Origin of the sequence: Thermogemmatispora carboxidivorans (assembly GCF_000702505.1) — a bacterium.
Classification (GTDB): Bacteria; Chloroflexota; Ktedonobacteria; order Ktedonobacterales; family Ktedonobacteraceae; genus Thermogemmatispora; species Thermogemmatispora carboxidivorans.
The window spans coordinates 529,755-546,850 of record NZ_JNIM01000001.1 but is presented as its reverse complement, the minus strand read 5'-3'; the positions used below and the strand labels follow the sequence as shown (position 1 = coordinate 546,850).

At 58.9% G+C, this 17,096-nt stretch carries 13 protein-coding genes; 7 read left to right on the top strand and 6 right to left on the bottom strand.

The features are described 5' to 3' along the window. The first annotated feature begins 209 nt into the window (after positions 1–209). The 5 genes from N688_RS02125 (at position 210) to rlmD (ending at position 5,406) form a co-directional block, all read left to right on the top strand. Positions 210–749: a DUF4352 domain-containing protein gene (locus N688_RS02125; protein WP_052887746.1), complete on the top strand. Its 540-nt coding sequence runs from the start codon at positions 210–212 to the stop codon at positions 747–749. A 398-nt stretch (positions 750–1,147) separates the two neighbouring features. After that, positions 1,148–1,930 (top strand): sigma-70 family RNA polymerase sigma factor, encoded by a 783-nt coding sequence (locus N688_RS02120; protein ID WP_081838412.1) that lies wholly within the window; start codon positions 1,148–1,150, stop codon positions 1,928–1,930. Between the two features lie 40 nt (positions 1,931–1,970). Next, the gene (locus N688_RS02115) at positions 1,971–2,477 is read left to right on the top strand and encodes an anti-sigma factor (protein WP_156025251.1); all 507 of its coding nucleotides are present in this window, start codon (positions 1,971–1,973) and stop codon (positions 2,475–2,477) included. A gap of 264 nt (positions 2,478–2,741) precedes the next feature. After that, positions 2,742–3,680 carry a DUF8173 domain-containing protein gene (locus N688_RS02110; RefSeq protein ID WP_052887743.1) on the top strand — a complete coding sequence of 313 codons (939 nt, stop codon included), beginning with the start codon at positions 2,742–2,744 and terminating at the stop codon, positions 3,678–3,680. Positions 3,681–4,050: 370 nt separating this feature from the next. Further along, complete coding sequence (gene rlmD / locus N688_RS02105) at positions 4,051–5,406, top strand: 23S rRNA (uracil(1939)-C(5))-methyltransferase RlmD (RefSeq protein WP_156025249.1); 1,356 nt, start codon at positions 4,051–4,053, stop codon at positions 5,404–5,406. Positions 5,407–5,656: 250 nt separating this feature from the next. Here rlmD and N688_RS02100 read toward each other — a convergent pair whose 3' ends face one another. Further along, complete coding sequence (locus N688_RS02100; RefSeq protein WP_052887741.1) at positions 5,657–7,228, bottom strand: PH domain-containing protein; 1,572 nt, start codon at positions 7,226–7,228, stop codon at positions 5,657–5,659. Between the two features lie 140 nt (positions 7,229–7,368). Continuing rightward, positions 7,369–7,902 carry a CvpA family protein gene (locus N688_RS02095; protein WP_052887740.1) on the bottom strand — a complete coding sequence of 178 codons (534 nt, stop codon included), beginning with the start codon at positions 7,900–7,902 and terminating at the stop codon, positions 7,369–7,371. A gap of 408 nt (positions 7,903–8,310) precedes the next feature. Between N688_RS02095 and gyrA the strand changes: the two genes are divergently transcribed. After that, positions 8,311–10,866, top strand: coding sequence for a DNA gyrase subunit A (gene gyrA, locus N688_RS02090; RefSeq protein WP_052887739.1), 2,556 nt, complete (start codon positions 8,311–8,313; stop codon positions 10,864–10,866). 162 nt (positions 10,867–11,028) lie between these two features. Here gyrA and N688_RS02085 read toward each other — a convergent pair whose 3' ends face one another. Continuing rightward, entirely contained in the window at positions 11,029–11,421 is a 393-nt protein-coding gene (locus N688_RS02085) for a hypothetical protein (protein WP_052887738.1), read from the bottom strand. Between the two features lie 12 nt (positions 11,422–11,433). After that, positions 11,434–12,213, bottom strand: a complete 780-nt coding sequence (locus tag N688_RS02080) for a glycosyltransferase family 2 protein (RefSeq protein ID WP_052887737.1) — start codon at positions 12,211–12,213, stop codon at positions 11,434–11,436. Between the two features lie 607 nt (positions 12,214–12,820). Between N688_RS02080 and hisS the strand changes: the two genes are divergently transcribed. Next, entirely contained in the window at positions 12,821–14,119 is a 1,299-nt protein-coding gene (hisS, locus tag N688_RS02075; RefSeq protein WP_052891339.1) for a histidine--tRNA ligase, read from the top strand. Positions 14,120–14,351: 232 nt separating this feature from the next. Here the strand turns inward: hisS and N688_RS02070 are convergent, their stop codons facing one another. After that, entirely contained in the window at positions 14,352–15,593 is a 1,242-nt protein-coding gene (locus N688_RS02070; RefSeq protein ID WP_052887736.1) for a hypothetical protein, read from the bottom strand. A 60-nt stretch (positions 15,594–15,653) separates the two neighbouring features. Beyond that, positions 15,654–17,081 carry a tRNA uridine-5-carboxymethylaminomethyl(34) synthesis GTPase MnmE gene (gene mnmE / locus N688_RS02065; protein WP_052887735.1) on the bottom strand — a complete coding sequence of 476 codons (1,428 nt, stop codon included), beginning with the start codon at positions 17,079–17,081 and terminating at the stop codon, positions 15,654–15,656. Positions 17,082–17,096: the final 15 nt, after the last annotated feature.

Genomic DNA, 17,096 nt, shown 5'->3' with positions numbered 1-17,096 from the left:
GCCAAAAGTCACGAAATCAAGTAGAAAATGGGCCTTTTCAGTCACAATGTGGTCGTATTTTCATGTCTAAATGCGCTTTCAGGCCAATTACTGAGCCATTTTAAAGGGCAATCTGAGCGATAAAAATTACGGCGACGAACGTTGAGCGATTGGGAAGATCGTTCCCAGGATCTACTAGCCCACCTGTATGAATGGAGGTTGATCGAAAGATGAAGCGTGTGTTGAGCCTAGTGATAGGCGTGGGTCTCCTCATCATGGCTCTGTTGGCCTGCGATGGGAGCACGAGCAGTAACACAGGAACAGCGGTTACCCCCTCCTCCTCAAGCACCACCAACAAGCCGACCGGGACCACGACGACGCAGCATTTCAAAGTCGGCCAGGCCGTCAAGGTAGGCGACATCTGGCAGGTGACTGTGTTGGGGGCCAAAACCAGCGACGGCGATGAGTTCAGCCACCCCAAAACCGGCAATACCTACCTGCTCATCGACGTCGCGCTCAAGAACCTCAGCAACAGCGAGCAAACCGTCTCCTCTGCCGTAAATTTCACCCTCAGAGATAGCAGCGGCCAGGAGATGGACTTCGCCTTTGTCAGTTCGGCCCCCAAGACACCCGATGGCAAGGTCGAGGCCGGCGAGCAAATCCGCGGCACCCTGACCTACGAGGTCCCTCGCTCAGAGCACCACTACACCTTGGCCTTCGTGAGCGACCTCTTGGAGAGCGGCCAAACGATCTGGGATATCAGCATCTAGCGCTCTCACACCACTCCCCCCTCTTCCCTACGCCTTGCTTGTCCAGGCGCACATACTAAGGGAAAGAAACGGACGTCCTGTAGCCTTTTTGTCCTCTCTACAGGACGTCCGCCTCTCTCAACCCCACCAGACGCTTAGCCGCTGATCACCAGCTGGCAATGGGCCGCAGCACGGCCTGCCAGCCGACAGATCCATGACAGTCGGTCTGCTTGAAGCTTGCTCCTCTAGCCAAATCTCCCAGGACCACCCCCCTTGTCAGAGCTTCCTCCGTCGTGCTACACTTGCCAAAAGATTACAACTTTTTTAGTCACCGCTCGTATCTTGCCATAGAAGGACTTTCCAATCCATTTCTACATATAGATAAAGCGGTCGAAAAGGAAACGAGCGGATAGCTAAAGATGGATTCGACATTACGAGCATCAGGGGCGCTGAGTCTTGGGCCAGTGGCCCAACCAGCGCGTCACATACGACGTAAGCGGGGAAGCCGGCCCGAGGAAAGCGCAGAGGCTATTTCCAGTCGGAGCCATACACAAAGTGGGCAGGGGACCGTCACAGGGGAGCAGCTCCTGCGTGGACAGGTACAAGGGGCAGCTGTGGAGGCGATCAGCGATACGGCGCTGGTAGAGCTTGTGCTGGCAGGAGAGCAAGACGCCTTCAGCGTGCTCGTCGAGCGCTACAAAGATGCAGTTTACAACCTGGCCTACCGTATGTTGGGGAACGTGACTGAGGCCGAGGATGTCACTCAGGAAGCTTTCGTCCGTGCCTACATGCAACTGGCCAGCTACAAGCCTGCTCATAAGTTCAGCACCTGGCTGCTCTCGATCGCCTCACATTTGGCCATCGACCAGTTCAGGCGACGGCGCTTTCTGGCCAGATCGCTGGAAGAAGTGCCGTTCCTTGAATGGATCATCGACCACGGCAGCAGCCCCGAGCAGTCTGCTCTAGAGGGCGAGCAGCATGATGAGATTCAGCGCTATCTGCAGCGTCTCCCGGCTAAGTACCGCGCGGTGATCGTCCTGCGCTACTGGTACGATCTGTCATATGAGGAGATTGCAGGAGCGCTCAAGCTGACGCCCGCGCTGGTGAAAGCGCGCCTGCACCGAGCACGTGAGCTGCTCGCGCGCTACATGCAGCAGGAAGACGCAAAGGAGGGAGAGGTCGATGCGCTGCCGCGACGCTAGAGCATGGCTGACTGAGGAGCACAGAGACAGCGAGGCCGAGATGGCCCGTCAACGTTCCGAGGTCCTTGCTCACCTGGCTCATTGTCCCGCCTGCCGGCACTATGAGCAGCAGCAGCAGCAGCTGAAGCGGACTCTGTACAGGAGTTTCTCACCCGTTTCTTGCAGCCTTTCTACCGAACAGATCATGCAGGCCATCTACCTGCGTCAGCGTACGACACGCCAGCTTGAGGAGCTGCATCAACAGCAACGCACTCGCCTGGCACATCTCCAGACCTTAAGCTCTCTGTTAATGATCTCACTGTTTATTCTGACCGCCAGTATTCCTGTATTGTTATTCCTGCTCTTTTTCAATCAGCCCGAGCTACTGGTCAGAACGCTGCTACTGCTGAGCGATGTTGTTGATGTTTCTCTGGTGGCGCTCACCTATCTGCGCCTTGGTCTGAGCTTTGTCTCGCAAGACAATCTACTACTGGCCGCTCTAGCCTTCCTCCTTCTGCTGCTCGCGGCGATGTGGCTGCGCCTCATGCGTGTTCCACAAGAGGCCTGACCGAGCCGAGCGAGCCGCCAAACCGCAAGCGAGAGAAGGAAGAAAGCAGGAAGGAACAGGCCCTGGGGCAAAGCGGACAGCGCCAGCCAGGCCCGCTGCTGGAAGCGGGGTCTGACTGGTTCATGGCTGGCTGGAGTCTGAACCGAAAGCAGCCAGCATCTGAGCCTGGCCGGTTGCCCACATCGAGAGCGAGGGGATCGGGAGCCGATGCTTAAGCCTACGCGGAAACGACAGCGGTGGCTCTTGCTTGCGGGAGCTAGCTGCATGGGGTTGGTGATGTTCTGCCTCCTCTTGCTCCTTCTCACAGGAGCGTTCTTCCCGAGGGAGACGTTCGCCGCACCCCTTGTGACTCCTCAGCAAGAGTTCCCAGGAGGGGGTGATCAGTGCACCAGACATGGGCCGTTCATCGGTGGTAATCTCGTGGTTGCCAGCAATCAGGTGCTCTGCAGTGATCTTATCTCTTTCGGCGGTACGGTTGCCATTAATGGTACGGTGAATGGCAACGTGGTGGCATTTGACGGCGATGTTATTATCGAGGGTACAGTGAATGGGGATGTGAACCTCTACGGCGGCGCAGTCAGTCTGCAGAGTGGTTCCCACGTTCACGGCACGATCCACCTCTATAACGCCCATTGGTCCCGTGAGCGCAATGCCCGGCTCGATGGAGCCCTCATTGACCGCTCGCAGCACTTGATCTGGCCCTTCTCCGGCTCCTTGAGCTTCAGCTTCCCTTCTCTCTCCCTGTTGATCTGGGTAGGGCTTGGTCTGCTGCTTACCTGGCTCTTTCCTGAGCACGTGATGCTGGTACGTACTACGATCCAGACCTGCGTCGGGCGCAGTCTGCTCGTGGGTCTGCTCAGCTCAATCCTAGCCCCGGTCCTCATCCTACTGTTGAGTACGCTGATCATTACTATTCCGCTAGCTATTATAGTGGCTGTAGGATTGATTGCGGGGTGGGTGCTGGGCATGGTCGCCCTCGGCCTGTTGATCGGTGAACGACTCTTACAGACGTCCGCTCCACAGCGGCACGCCCGCTTGATCCAGGTGGCGGTGGGACTCGTCATCCTGACTCTGGCTAGCTCTCTCCCTCTTCTCGGCTGGCTGGTGAGCCTGGGCGCAGGCCTGCTTGGTCTGGGTGCCACCCTCCTGAGCCGCTTTGGCACCCGGCTCTATGGCCTGCCTCGCTACCCGCTCATGCTTTAAACGTGGTCCGGCTCCTTCCCGGTTAGCCAGTTTCTTGTCCGCCCGACCACCGCTCGCAGCAGGGAGAGATGGGGGTTAGTCACAACTAACCATCGCCTGACAGTGCGACATCCTGTATAATAGGGGCGTATTACTGATTGGGCCCGTCTCTTGCGGGCCCCCCCTTCCCAAGCTCAGAAGAGGGGGTACGTACGGCCCTCCTTCTTCACCCCTGCTGTTGCACAACAGTGTCGGTTTGTTACAATGTTGGAAAGATGGGACGGCACAATCGATGCGCTCGTAGGGCCTGCCCCCGCAGTCATGCGCGCAACCGATCAGGACCTTTGCAGGGACGCAAGCCTCTAGAGTGCAGGTGGCCGCCGAGGTGATTATGAGCATCGACGTTGAATTGACAGACCTTGCCTATGGAGGCGACGCCGTCGGAAGATACGAGGGACGGGTCCTTTTTGTACCCGGTGGCATTCCCGGCGAACGTGTTCGTGTGGAAATCGTTGAAGAACGCCGCGGTCATGCGCGGGCGGCGCTGCTGGAAGTCTTACGCCCAGCTCCCGAGCGGGTAGAGCCGCGCTATCCTCAGCTGACTGACTGCGGCTGTCAGTGGCAGCATATTGCTTACCCCGCCCAGCTGACCTGGAAGGCTCATATCGTCCGCCAGCTGCTGGTGCGCATCGGCAAGCAGCCCGATGCGGTGGTCCACCCGACTATCGGCATGCCCCCAGGCATCTCGCCCTGGCACTATCGCAATATCGCTCAGTTTTCGACCGGCCCCAATTGCGAGATCGGCTTCCAGCTGACCGATAGCCACGACGTCCAGGACCTGGAGGACTGCCCGCTGTTGCACCCCGCCCTGGATATGGTCTACCAGCGCGTGCGTGCCAAGTTGTTGAAGTACTTCGGGGATGCCCTGGGCCAGATGATCCAGAAGTTTACGATCCGCGGCGCCGTCGGAACTGTCAGTCCCGCTGGTGGCTCCGGCGAAACGGCCAGGGCTGTGCCCACGCTGCTGACCATCCAGGCCCGCCCCGGCTCGATCATCGAGGCGCCTCAACAGCTGGCCCATGAGCTGATTACGATCGCTCCCGGCATCGTCGGCGTCATTATCGAGCGCGTCGGCGGACGCTTCGGTCGCGTGGTGGTGGGACAGGAGTTCCTCACCGATATGGTCCTCGGCAAGCGCTTCCGCGTCTCTGCCGATTCGTTCTTCCAGGTGAATATTACTCAGGCCGCGACTCTGATCGAGCGCACCCTCGCTATGCTGGAGCCGCGTCGCAGCGATGTGGTCCTGGATGGCTATAGCGGCGTCGGCCTCTTCTCGGCTTTCCTGGCTAATCACGCCGCCCGCGTGATCGCTATCGAGTCACAGCCCAGCGCCGTCACCGATGCGCGGGCCAATGCCTTGCTCAATAATCAGAGCAATATTACAACGATCGAGGGTACACTCGAACGCTTGCTTGGCCAGCTTCACTACCGCCGCGAGCGCATCGATCTGGCCGTCATCGACCCACCACGCGCCGGCTGCCACCCAAAGGCCCTACAGGGCTTGCTGGCTCTGGCTCCACGGGCTATCTGCTATGTCTCGTGCGATCCAAGCACACTGGCGCGCGATATCGCTACGCTCTGCGCCGGCGATCGCTACCGCTTGATCGCCGCCCAGCCTATCGATATGTTCCCCCAAACTTACCATATCGAGTGCGTGGCTTTGCTCGTACGTGGGAACATGCGCTGAGTTCAAGGTCGCTCGCCTGAGCTAGAGGATACCTTCCTGAGTGAGCAGAACCGTTTGACGTGACTCTTGGCTCTTGTATAACAAGAGCGCCACGCTGGCAGGCTCAGCCTCCTTCCCCATAAGGGGGGAGCTGATGCGCCAGGCGTGGCGCTTCCCGTTTCTTTTGGATGTCCTGCCCAGGCAGGCAAGGGGGCACATACACTACACCGCCTGCCTGTATGGCAGGGCAGGAGGAGGCAATCGCAGCCAGTCAGGGCCGCCTGCTCAGATAGACCTGGATCTCGCCCCCCTGGCTGATCACCGTGCCAGGCGGCGGATTCTGGCGTACAACCAGCCCCGGCGGTAAATCGGGATACGATGTGTCCTCACCCATAGCCACAACCCGCAGGCCAAATTCACTGGCGCGCTCGACTGCCGACCAATAATCAAGGCGCTGCAGATTGGGGGTACCGTAGTTGAGCCATTTCCCTTCGAGCGTCGCCAGGATCGCCGCAAACCAGCTCTGTAGCTCCTTCTTGCTGGCATTCTCCTTAGAGACCGCATCTACCCGATCCTTATACCCCTTAATCGAGTAGATCTTATCCTGAATCAGGAAAGGATGGTCGACAGTGGAAAGGACGATGTCAGCGCTGGAACCAGGGGTCTCGATGTAGACATTGCCGATATCAAGCAGCCGCTCTATGACGCTGGAGACCGTCACCTTGATATCGCGGATGTTCTTGTACTCGGTCTCAACTCGCGCCTCATAGAGGAAAATCAGACGGCGCTGGATGTCGATGATGCGGCGGTTCGTCAGAATGTAAACATCATCGACGTAGTTGACGTAGATGAAACCCATGACCAGCAGGAGCACGACCTCACTCAGGGCCACCAGATACCAGGTCGCAGGAATCAGCTGCGAGACACGAATCGCCAGGAGGGGGATGCAGATGAAGAAGAAGAGCGGCAGAGCCAGGTTGCGATAGAGGACATAGCGCGAGCGCTGAATGTATTCAACGGTGAACTCACCCGAGGCATAATGCACATCGCAGGGAATGCGCAAGGGACCGCCAAAGGTCCGCCTGGGACCACGCACGCGATCGGGATGGCGCAGCGGATAGCGCTCATCAGCATCCTGGAGTTTGGGGACCTCCTTGCCTTTGGCCAGTTGCTCCAGCACACGGGTCAGATCTTGATCGCGGGGAGCAGGAGGTTTCTCCTCCGGTTTCTTAGTGCTCTTGACCTCAGCGCTCAGCCCCTCGATAGCATCCTTGACCTTCTGCGGCGCAGGAACATCCTTCATTATGAAATCGCCGCCGGTGAGATACAGATGCACGTTGCCATAGGAGAGTAAGAGGCTGAGCAGGCTGTCCTGATCAATACCAACCTGATTGACCTTGTTGATCTCGATCTGCTGGCGCACTGGCTGGAGTACCCCCCGCGAACTGACGATGCGCTTGTTGGTGATGATGTAGGTCTCCAACCACCAGGCCAGGAAGTCCTTCCACAAAAACCAGCCAAAAGCGGCCAACATCAGCAGCGAAATGATTACTTCGAGGGCAAGCCACAGTCCTCCCAGGGCCGGCTGACGGGTGCTGGCCCAGATCACCAGCACCAAGGCCAGGATCAGGCCAATCGTAGGCATGGCCGGCTTCAGCAGAAAGACCTTGTGCTTGCGGACCACCAGCCGAACAACCTCATCGGGCTGCTGACCGGGAAAATGCCAGCGTCTGTCTCGTCCCCGCCGGAATTGACGAATGTTCCAGCGCGCTCTCCCGGAGCGCCAGGGATCGTCTTTCTCCTGCTCCTCGGCAGCAATGGTTTTGGCGTCTTTCTTGCTCATCGCTCACTCACCTCGGCAGCGTGGCAGATGACGCGCCAGGCCATCCGCACTGGGTCGCCTCCATCTGGCTTCACTCAAATACCCGAGCTTGCCTGCTCACTTTCTCCTCCCGCCCCACTCACGACCTCAGCCCCTGCCTGCTACTTCTTCTTACCAGTACTGGCCGTGACCAGCCGGATAACGACCACAACAGCGATGATAATAAAGAGCGCTAGCGCATAGTAGCCTAGATGATACTGATCCAGCAGAATGAAGCCCTGACCTAGCATCACTGCCTGGGTCTGCGGAAAAACCAGGGTCGTCAGATAGAAGACCGCCACACAGCCAGTGATAAAGGCCGGGCCAAGACCAAGGACGCGATCCTGGGGCGCGCTCGGCTTGGGAAAGAGACGGTTGCCCAGGAGATAGCCCGCTGCAATAATACCCGCCAGACAAAGCACGGTGACAATGGTCACCGCCCGCGGTGAGGGGCTGATGCTAGGCTGATCAACAAACAGCTGTGTCAGAAATTGTGTCAGCCCCCGCCCCACATTCAGGATGAGAAAGAGTACTGCCCCCAGCACAAATGGCAGGAGGAATAGCTCACGACGCCATCCCCGACGGTAGCCGAACCAGAGAAAGATCGGCACCAGCAGGATGAATAAGGCTGTCTGAAGAGTGAGATGCCATTCCATTGTTTTGCTTACCCTTCTCCCTCTAATGGCATCAGCCGTAGCACAATCGCTAGCAGCACTGCAGTGTCGTCCCCTGGGCAGAGTCCAGGACGCCTCTCGTACAGCGCTATACAAGCCTCTTTTAATCCCGCTCTAGCATCTATCATACCACATGTCAGCTATGAAATATAGCACTGGACGGGTGAAAAGCTGCGGGTTTTCGATCGCCGATAGGGAAGTTCTGGCCCCCATTCGCAATTTTCTCTCGGATATGCTATACTATAAGAAAATGCGGGTGTGAGAAGGAGGTCTGGTTTGCCCGGCTCGACCCTTGTCTGGCCTCCGTCCATCTCGTCTCGTCCCCATCCGAAGCAGCCAGCAGCGCTTGAGCGTTGGCGCTGATCTCTCTTTTCGCTCGAGGATTTTCGCATGATGGAAGAAGTAGGCAATGTCAAAACTGTTGATATAGTTGAACAAATGACCGTGGCCTATCTGAACTACTCCATGAGCGTCATCGTCAGCCGCGCGCTGCCGGATGTACGCGATGGCCTCAAGCCGGTGCATCGTCGCATCCTCTACGCCATGGAGCAGATGGGCTTGCAAGCCAATAAACCTTTCCGCAAATGCGCCGGCACTGTCGGCGAGGTTCTCAAACTCTACCATCCACACGGCGACGTCGCCGTTTACGATACCCTGGTGCGCATGGCCCAGCCCTGGTCGATGCGCTATCCACTGATCTTAGGGCAAGGCAACTTTGGCTCTCAGGACGATGATCCACCAGCGGCGATGCGCTACACGGAAGCTAAAATGGCCCCTATCGCCGACGAGATGCTGCGCGATATCGAGAAAGACACCGTCGATTTCGTGCCCAACTATGACAACCAGGCGAAAGAGCCAACTGTCCTGCCAGCTCGCCTGCCTAACCTTCTGGTCAATGGTTCTGCTGGCATCGCCGTTGGTATGGCCACAAATATCCCTCCTCACAACCTTGTCGAGGTCTGCAACGGTATCACTTACCTGATCGATCACCCCGAGGCCACTACTGAGGACCTCTCGCACATCATCCTTGGCCCCGACTTTCCCACAGGGGGCATCATCCAGGGCCGTGAAGGCATCCGCAATATGTATGCCAACGGGCGCGGACGCATCGTCGTCCGGGCTCGGACCCATATCGAGGAAAACGAGCGTGGGCGCGCCAGCATTGTGGTGACTGAACTGCCCTATCAGGTTAACAAGGCCGAGCTTGTGAAGAAGATCGCCGAGCTAGCTCGCGATAAGAAGATCGAAGGAATCGCTGAGGTGCGCGACGAGTCGGATCGCCGCGGCATGCGCATGGTCATCGAGCTGAAGCGCGACGCGAATCCGACCAGCGTCCTCAATTCGCTCTACAAGTATACGGCTATGCAGAGCGCCTTTAATGCCAACATGCTGGCGCTGGTCGACCGCCAACCGCGCATTCTGACGCTCAAAGGCTTCCTACAGCACTATATCAACCATCGCGAACAGGTGATTACGCGGCGCACCCGCTATGAGCTGGCTCGCGCTGAGGCTCGCAAGCATATCCTCGAAGGCTTCCGCAAGGCTTTTGAGCACCTCGATGCCATTTTGCAGACAATTCGCCAGTCGCAGGGCACGGAGGCCGAGTTGAACCGCACGCTGCAGGAGCAGTTCGGTTTCTCGGAGGCTCAGGCCAGTGCCATCCTCGATATGCGCCTCGCTCGTCTGGCTGCTCTCGAACGTCAGCAGGTCGAGGAGGAACTGCGCACCGTTCAGCAGCATATCGATTACTATAATCTGGTGCTGAGCGATATTAATGAAGTGCGCAAGCTCATCAAAGCCGATCTGGAGGAGCTGAAGGAGAAGTACGGTGATCCGCGTCGCACCGACATCCGCGAGGGCGAGGCCGGCGATTTCACCGAAGAAGACCTGATCCCGAATGAGGAAGTGGTGGTGACGCTGACGGAGAAGGGCTATATTAAGCGCCTCCCTTCCAGTACCTACCGCGCCCAGCGCCGCGGCGGCAAGGGGGTGACCGGGATGGTTACGCGCGAGGATGATGCCGTCCGCCATTTGCTGGTGGCCCACGCCCATGATCATCTGCTCTTCTTTACCGACCGGGGCCGCGTCTATCAGCTCCGCGTTTATGAGCTGCCCGATGTCAGCCGTACGGCCCGGGGCGAGCACCTGATTAACTTGATTGCCCTTGATCAGCAGGAGCGCGTGACGGCTATCGTGGCCGTGCCCAAAGGGGTCAGTCGCGATTATATGATCGTGGCAACCCGCAAGGGCGAGGTGAAGAAGACGGTCATGAGCGAGTTTGAGAGCGTGCGCCGCCAGGGGTTGATCGCGATGAATCTCGAGGAGGACGATCGTTTGATCGGGGCCAAGCTGGCGCGCGCCGATGACCATGTGCTGTTGATTACCGCTCATGGGAAGGCCATCCGCTTTACCGTGGAGGAGCTGCGGGCTGCTTCGCGCATGAGCGGCGGGGTGCGCGGTATCCGGCTGGAAGAGGGCGACAGCGTGGTCTCTCTCAACCTGACTCCTCGCGACAGCGAGCTGCTGGTGGTGACAGAGCGTGGCTACGGCAAGCGTACCCCTATCGAGGAGTATCCGCCACAGAGCCGCGGCGGCAGCGGCGTGCTGACAGCTAAAGTGACGGAGAAGACTGGTCCGGTGGCCACGGCTCGCATCATTACTGATCTCGATAATGATTTGATGATTATTACCGCCGGCGGGGTGGTGATCCGCACAGAGATCAGCAACGTCTCGCGTCTGGGCCGCGCTACTCAGGGGACACGCCTGATGACGATTGCTGACGGCGATAGCGTGGTGGCCGTGGCGACGACGAACGGGAAACGCCACGGTGAGCGCGAGGAGGGTTTCGTATCCTCGGATGATCAGACGCCAGACGCTGAGGGAGAGGAGCAGCAGGCCGACGGGGAGCTACCGGCTTCTGAAAGCTCAGCGCCTGGACAGGCGTAGGCGTAGCTCGTAGCTGGCCTGCGCGCACAAGAGAAGAAAAGGGATCGGTCCGCTCTGGCCCAGGCGCTGAGCCTGGACCACTCCAAGCGGATCGACCCCGCTCTGTTACGGTCGCCGGGCGCTATCGCCTTTGCGTTCGCTTTGGCTCCTCTCTTCTCTCTTTTATAGCTGCGCCTGCTCGTTGAAGAGCCGTGCCAGTTCGTGCGCCGAGGGCAGCGGTTGGCCGGTACGGATGCGCTGAGCCGCTAGCCGATCTTGATGAGCACTCTGGCGTACCAGTGGGAAGGAGCGGCGGAACTGCCGCGCAAAGCTGGCAGCTTTCTGCTCGGAGAGGGCAGCTCGCCGCTCATAGGCATAGGCTAGCAGCTCCCGCTTGAGATCATCTTCGGCCTCCACAAGGAGCAGGAACGCAAGCACAAAATCAGGTTTGCCCCGTTCGGCGTAGGAGCGCGCATACTCCAGGCCGTCTACTCCTTCTGCCAGGCGTTGCCGGGCCTGGACGGTAAAGACCTCTTTCAGGGCAGGAGCATAGAGCTCGGCAAAGGTCGCGCTCATTCCTTCTCTACCTCATTCGTGTAGCATAGCTCGATAGGCTCGTCTCTGCTGACGTTCTTCTGCTCGCCACTTCCAGGCATAGTAGATCAGCTCACGGAAGGCCCGGGCAATGACCTCCGGTCGCGCCCCCGTGGCTCGTCCCCCCCTGCGGGGCAGATGGTGAACGCCAACCTCAGTATAGGTATAGCCCGCGCGAGTGAACTTGTAGAGAATCTCTGTGTTGATCATCGCTCCTCGCGTCTCTAGCTTGTGATCGCGGAAAAACTGCGACCGGTAGAGCTTAAAGGCGCAATCAATGTCACGTACGCGCAGGCCGAAGACCAGACGCACGAGCCATTTCCAGCCCCAGGCATTGAGCTTGCGCATCCAGGTGTCCTGGCGCTTGATCCGATAGCCCAGGACCGCATCGAAGCGCTCAATGAGCGGAAAAAAATGCTCGATGTCGCGGATATCGAACTGGCCATCAGAGTCCATGAAGAAGGCGAGATCTTTACTCGCTGCCTCAAAGCCACTGACCAGAGCCGCCCCATAGCCGCGATTGACCGGATGGTTGATCAGCCGAATGCGTGGATCAACAGCAGCCAGCGCCTCCACAATCGTCTTGGTGTTGTCTCTGCTGCCGTCGTTGACTACTACGACCTCAAAGTCTTGCACCCAAGGGGTCAGCGTCTCCAGCACATTTTGCAGTGTACCGGCAATGGCTGCCTCTTCGTTATGGGCAGGCAGAATGACCGAAAGGCTGTACTTCGTCTTGACTCCTGTCTCAATGGTTTCTGATCGTAATTCTCTCATAGCTCCCTGTTACTTGCCGTACGGCAGTTGAGATGACGAAGAAGAACCGGGCATTTCTTCTGGCTCGCACGGCCCAACGGAGATGTCAGTCGCATCCTTGCTTACGTGCAGACCTTGACCATTCTGGCCCATGCATAGCCGGATGCCTGATGCCGACTGCCGGCGGAGGCGCGTGCAGGACCTACCATCCGATCACATGTGGACAGGCCCTATGGCATTCCAGCAAGCCTGATGGCAACTGCAGAACGAGCCAGTTCCTCAGTTGTGTAATACCATTTCCCCGCCAGAATGTCCAGAGGACAGGCTCTTGGGCCATAAGCTACACCCTGCCCTGCCACAACCACAAGCCTCGTAGTCCAGGCCCCTTCTCGTCGCTCACTTCCTGCGAGCGCCTAACAGATAGGATGGTCCCCCTTTCAACTAACCATGAGTGTAACGCCTGCTTTAGCTCAAGAGTAACAGCCCTCAGATTACGGCTCAGCTAAAGCAGCGGGCGATGGCCCTCTCTTCCCAGCTTTTTGACTCGCCCTTCCTGACCTCTCCTCTAGACATCATCTGCTATAATAGGCTGTGCATTTCCGATCTGGAGGCGCGAAAGAACCGGACTATGTCAGCACAGCAGTACCGAGCCTTGCAGGGCTTCCGCGATATTTTGCCTGATGAGCAGCCCTATTGGCGCTTCGTGGAGCAGACCGCCGCGACCGTGGCCGAATTGTACGGCTACCGCCGTATCGAGACGCCCATTCTCGAAGAGACAGGGGTCTTCCTCAAAACCTCTGGCGAGACTTCGGACGTGGTTGAGCACCAGATGTATACGTTCGAGGATCGCCCGGGAAAGGAGGGCCGTGGCCAGAGTCTGACGCTGCGCCCCGAGGGAACGGCGGGCGTGGTGCGGGCCTATTTGGAGCATGGGATGTTTAAGCTCCCTCAGCCCGTCAAGCTCTATTATCTCAGCGTACCAATGTTTCGCCATGAACGTCCCCAGGCCGGACGCTATCGCCAGCATCACCAGTTTGGCTGCGAGGCCCTCGGTGAGAGCGATCCGGCAATCGATGCCGAGCTGATCGCCCTGCTCTATCAGGTCTACAGCCAGCTCGGGCTGCGAGGCATCCGCGTCCAGCTCAATAGCATCGGCGACGCCACCTGTCGCCCGCGATACGTGGAGGCTCTGCGCACCTACTATCGTCCCTTGCTTGACCAGTGCTGCCATAACTGCCAGTCTCGCTTCCAGAAGAATCCGCTTCGTCTGCTGGATTGCAAAGAGCCGGAAGATCAGGCCAAGATCGCTGCCGCTCCTCACAGCGTTGATTACCTGTGTGAAGCGTGTCATGAACACTTCGAGCGTGTGCAGCGCTTCTTGCAGCTCTATGAGGTACCTTTTGAGCTGAATCCGCTGCTTGTGCGCGGTCTTGATTACTATACTCGTACGGTCTTCGAGTTCACTTCGGAGATGGACAATACGGCGCTCAACGGCGGGGGGCGCTACGACGGACTGGCCGAACTCCTGGGCGGCCCTTCTACGCCCGGCATTGGTTTCGGTATGGGGATCGAGCGCGTCATTCTGGAGCTGAGGCGTCAGGGGATCGTCCCACCTCCTCCCGAGAGGCCACGGGCTTTTGTGGTCTATATGGGCAAGGAGCCAGCGCTCAAGGAGGCAGCGGTCCGCCTGATTGCTGAGCTGCGGCATGCCGGTATCAAGGCCGAGATGAGCTACGGTGATCGCAGCCCCAAGGCCCAGATGAAGCAGGCCAATGCCTCGGGCGCCGCCTATGCCCTGATTCTCGGCGAGGAGGAGCTGGCCAATGGGCTGGTCTCTCTCCGCTCACTGCGCGCCGAAGGCGCTGAGGAGGAAGCCCGGCAGGTAGCCGTTCCTCGCAAGGAGGTCCTGCGCTACCTCCAGGTCTGAGGCGAGCGAGGAGCAGAAGAAGGCTACGCTCTCTGGGTGCGCGCCCTTCTCTCCTCGCTCGTGGCTGTCGTTGAGTAGCCTTCTTCCTTCACAGATTCTCAGCAGGCAACTCCTCGCAGTCTTGCCCACTGCCCACATTCACAATAAGGAGAGCAGTGCTGTCTGGCCTGGCTATTCGGCTGAGTGGCAGGGCGGAAGCGACTCAACAACCGGCCCCACTCAGGCAGGGCCTTTAGCTGGCCAGAATGCTCCGATAGTTCGCCGGCAGCTGGCAGCCGCGATAGAGTGCCCCGAGCAACGCTGGCTGTGTCTGGACCTGGAGTGCTCCCCGTGGACAGCTGAGCGTCAATGTACGCGCCCCCATTCCCAGGTCTTGCCTTAAAGGCTTGGGATGTCCCCTCACATCTACGACCCCGATCGGCCAGAGCTGCCCATCAATGATGAAGTCTTGCCCACTGAAGTAGAAGAAGGGGACACGGTAGCTCATCGCCGTACGCACATCGCTAACCAATGACAGGATGTGGGCAATGGCGATCTCCGTTGGATTGTAGACGTTGAGGCCGCAGCCCTGAAAACAGCCCGTGCCCTCGACAATCCAGATGCGCTCTCCCAGCTTGCCGCTGTTGAGATCAAGGCCAAACTGTTGCGCCCAGAAGGCCAGCACCCCGTAGAGATTATTGACGTAATCGCCTGGATAACCATTGTGCCAGCTATCGATGAGACCCAGGGTCTGGGTGCGCCAGCTCCAGTGGCCACCTGGATGGACGAGCGTATTCATGGCAGTCTGCATCTCATTCAGGTAGGCGACACGGGTCATGAGCTTGCCGTAGTCGTCCGGGACAACCAGAGGATCAACGGAGCCGAGAATGACCTTGGCACCGGGATCATAGGTCTGCACGGCCTGAGCACAAAGATCATAAAAGCGCGCAAAGCGCTCAGGCGTAACATAGGTTGTCCAGGCGTCTAGCTTCATCTGTTCGTTGCCGCATTGTACGGCATCCGCCCCCGCCAAAGCGGCATCCTGGATAATGTTGGCATCGTAAAGACGGGGCGGCCCTGCACTTGGCTGGCACAGGGTCAGCAGGACATGGAAACCTGCTGCATGCATGCTGGCAACGGCATTTCTGAGAGCGCTGCCTTGTAAACCAGCAGCACCACAGCTGTGGTCTCCCAGCCTCACCCAGGCAATACCTCCAGCCGCGGCAGCCGTACGTCCCTCAACCCCGAGAATGGTAGCCGGATCACGCGTCGGCGAGGGGGTCGGCGAAGGAGTCGGTGTCGGCGTAAAGGTCGGCGTCGGCGAAGGGGTCGGCGTCGGTCGCAACACCACCGGCACCGGGGTCGGCGTGGCCTCGCTCGCCGCCATGCCCACTAGCGCCACCCGGTAGGCCAGGGCGGTCAGAACAACACTGCTTAGGATGACAGCCACAACGATGAGCAGCGTCGAGCGCTTGATATTGCTTCTAAAGACCATCTTTCTTCTTCAGAGACTATTACAAATAAATCAATATAATCAACAAAAAAAGAACATCTGTTACTTTCCGATGCAGAATTCGCTGAAGATGCGTTCAAGCAGGTCGGCGCTGGCCGTCTCGCCGGTGATCTCGCCGAGGGCGTGGCAGGCAGCCTGCAGGTCGATGGAGACAAAGTCGAGGGGCAGATCTTGCGCCAACGTGGCCAGGGCTGCCTGCAAATGCTGCGAGGCCAGGCGCAGAGCCTCCTGATGGCGCAGATTTGTCACCAGCACGCTATCGCTTTGGAGCGCTCTGCCGGCCAGCACCAGGTTGGCGATCGTCTCCTCCAGCTGGCTCAGTCCCTCGCCCGTCAGCGTTGAGGTCATCACCAGCGGCGCCTGCGGCCAGAAGCGGCGCACCTGCTCAAGCGGCAACGAGCGCGGACGATCGATCTTATTCAGCACCAGAATCAGCGGGCGCCCAGTGCGACCATTGGCCGTCTCACTGTCCTCCTGGCCGAAACCCAGACGCTGGAGCTCCTCACAGACCTGGCGATCTTGAGCGGTGAAATCCTCAGCGCCATCGAAGACCAGCAGCGCCAGGTCAGCGCTCTCCGCAGCAGCGCGGCTGCGCTGGATACCAATCTGCTCGACTGGGTCATCCGTAGGCGTGATCCCAGCGGTGTCGATCAGATGGAGAGGAATGCCCCGGAGATTGGCCACTTCCTCAACTGTATCGCGGGTTGTGCCGGCGATCGGCGTAACAATGGCACGCTCACTGCGCAGCAAGGCATTCAGGAGGCTTGATTTGCCAACATTGGGGCGACCGATGATGACGGTGCGCAGACCGTAGCGATAGAGGCGGCCCTGTTCTGCCCCGGCCAGCAACTCATCGATCAGGCTCAGAGCTGCCAGGAGAGGGGAACGCAACTCGTCGGCGCGCGGGGTAGGAATATCATCTTCGGGGAAATCAATGCTCGCCTCGATACGTGCCAGGACACCCAGCACTGTCTGTCGAGCCTCATGCAGACGGGCCGAGACGCGCCCCTGCAGCTGCTGCATGGCCAGCCGTAACCCCGCCTCGGTGCGGGCACTGATGACATCCATGACCGCCTCCGCCTGCGCCAGATCGAGACGTCCATTGAGAAAGGCTCGCAGAGTAAACTCACCCGGCTGCGCCAGTCGGGCCCCTTGTTCCAGTACAAGGCGCAGAATACGCTGCAGGACGAGCGGCCCGCCATGTCCCTGAATCTCAACGACATCTTCGCGCGTATAGGTGTGGGGCCGACACATGAAAGCCACCAGCACCTCGTCGAGCACCTCCCCGCTACGCGGATCAACGATTCGCCCATAGGTGAGCTGGTGGGAAGGAGGGGGCGTCTGCTCCCCACCAGGACGGCGGAAGAGCGGGAGCACAATGGAGAAAGCTGCCTCCCCACTCACGCGCACAATGCCCACGCCACCCACACCAGGAGGGGTGGCGATCGCTGCTATGGTATCACTCTGCATGGCTCCTCGCATAGT

What these genes read in the sequence shown, in the direction of transcription:
- N688_RS02125 (WP_052887746.1), top strand. Translation starts at nt 210, where the DNA reads ATGAAGCGTGTGTTGAGCCTAGTGATAGGCGTGGGTCTCCTCATCATG.
- N688_RS02120 (WP_081838412.1), top strand. Translation starts at nt 1,148, where the DNA reads ATGGATTCGACATTACGAGCATCAGGGGCGCTGAGTCTTGGGCCAGTG.
- N688_RS02115 (WP_156025251.1), top strand. Translation starts at nt 1,971, where the DNA reads ATGGCCCGTCAACGTTCCGAGGTCCTTGCTCACCTGGCTCATTGTCCC.
- N688_RS02110 (WP_052887743.1), top strand. Translation starts at nt 2,742, where the DNA reads ATGGGGTTGGTGATGTTCTGCCTCCTCTTGCTCCTTCTCACAGGAGCG.
- rlmD (WP_156025249.1), top strand. Translation starts at nt 4,051, where the DNA reads ATGAGCATCGACGTTGAATTGACAGACCTTGCCTATGGAGGCGACGCC.
- N688_RS02100 (WP_052887741.1), bottom strand. Translation starts at nt 7,228, where the DNA reads ATGAGCAAGAAAGACGCCAAAACCATTGCTGCCGAGGAGCAGGAGAAA.
- N688_RS02095 (WP_052887740.1), bottom strand. Translation starts at nt 7,902, where the DNA reads ATGGAATGGCATCTCACTCTTCAGACAGCCTTATTCATCCTGCTGGTG.
- gyrA (WP_052887739.1), top strand. Translation starts at nt 8,311, where the DNA reads ATGATGGAAGAAGTAGGCAATGTCAAAACTGTTGATATAGTTGAACAA.
- N688_RS02085 (WP_052887738.1), bottom strand. Translation starts at nt 11,421, where the DNA reads ATGAGCGCGACCTTTGCCGAGCTCTATGCTCCTGCCCTGAAAGAGGTC.
- N688_RS02080 (WP_052887737.1), bottom strand. Translation starts at nt 12,213, where the DNA reads ATGAGAGAATTACGATCAGAAACCATTGAGACAGGAGTCAAGACGAAG.
- hisS (WP_052891339.1), top strand. Translation starts at nt 12,821, where the DNA reads ATGTCAGCACAGCAGTACCGAGCCTTGCAGGGCTTCCGCGATATTTTG.
- N688_RS02070 (WP_052887736.1), bottom strand. Translation starts at nt 15,593, where the DNA reads ATGGTCTTTAGAAGCAATATCAAGCGCTCGACGCTGCTCATCGTTGTG.
- mnmE (WP_052887735.1), bottom strand. Translation starts at nt 17,081, where the DNA reads ATGCAGAGTGATACCATAGCAGCGATCGCCACCCCTCCTGGTGTGGGT.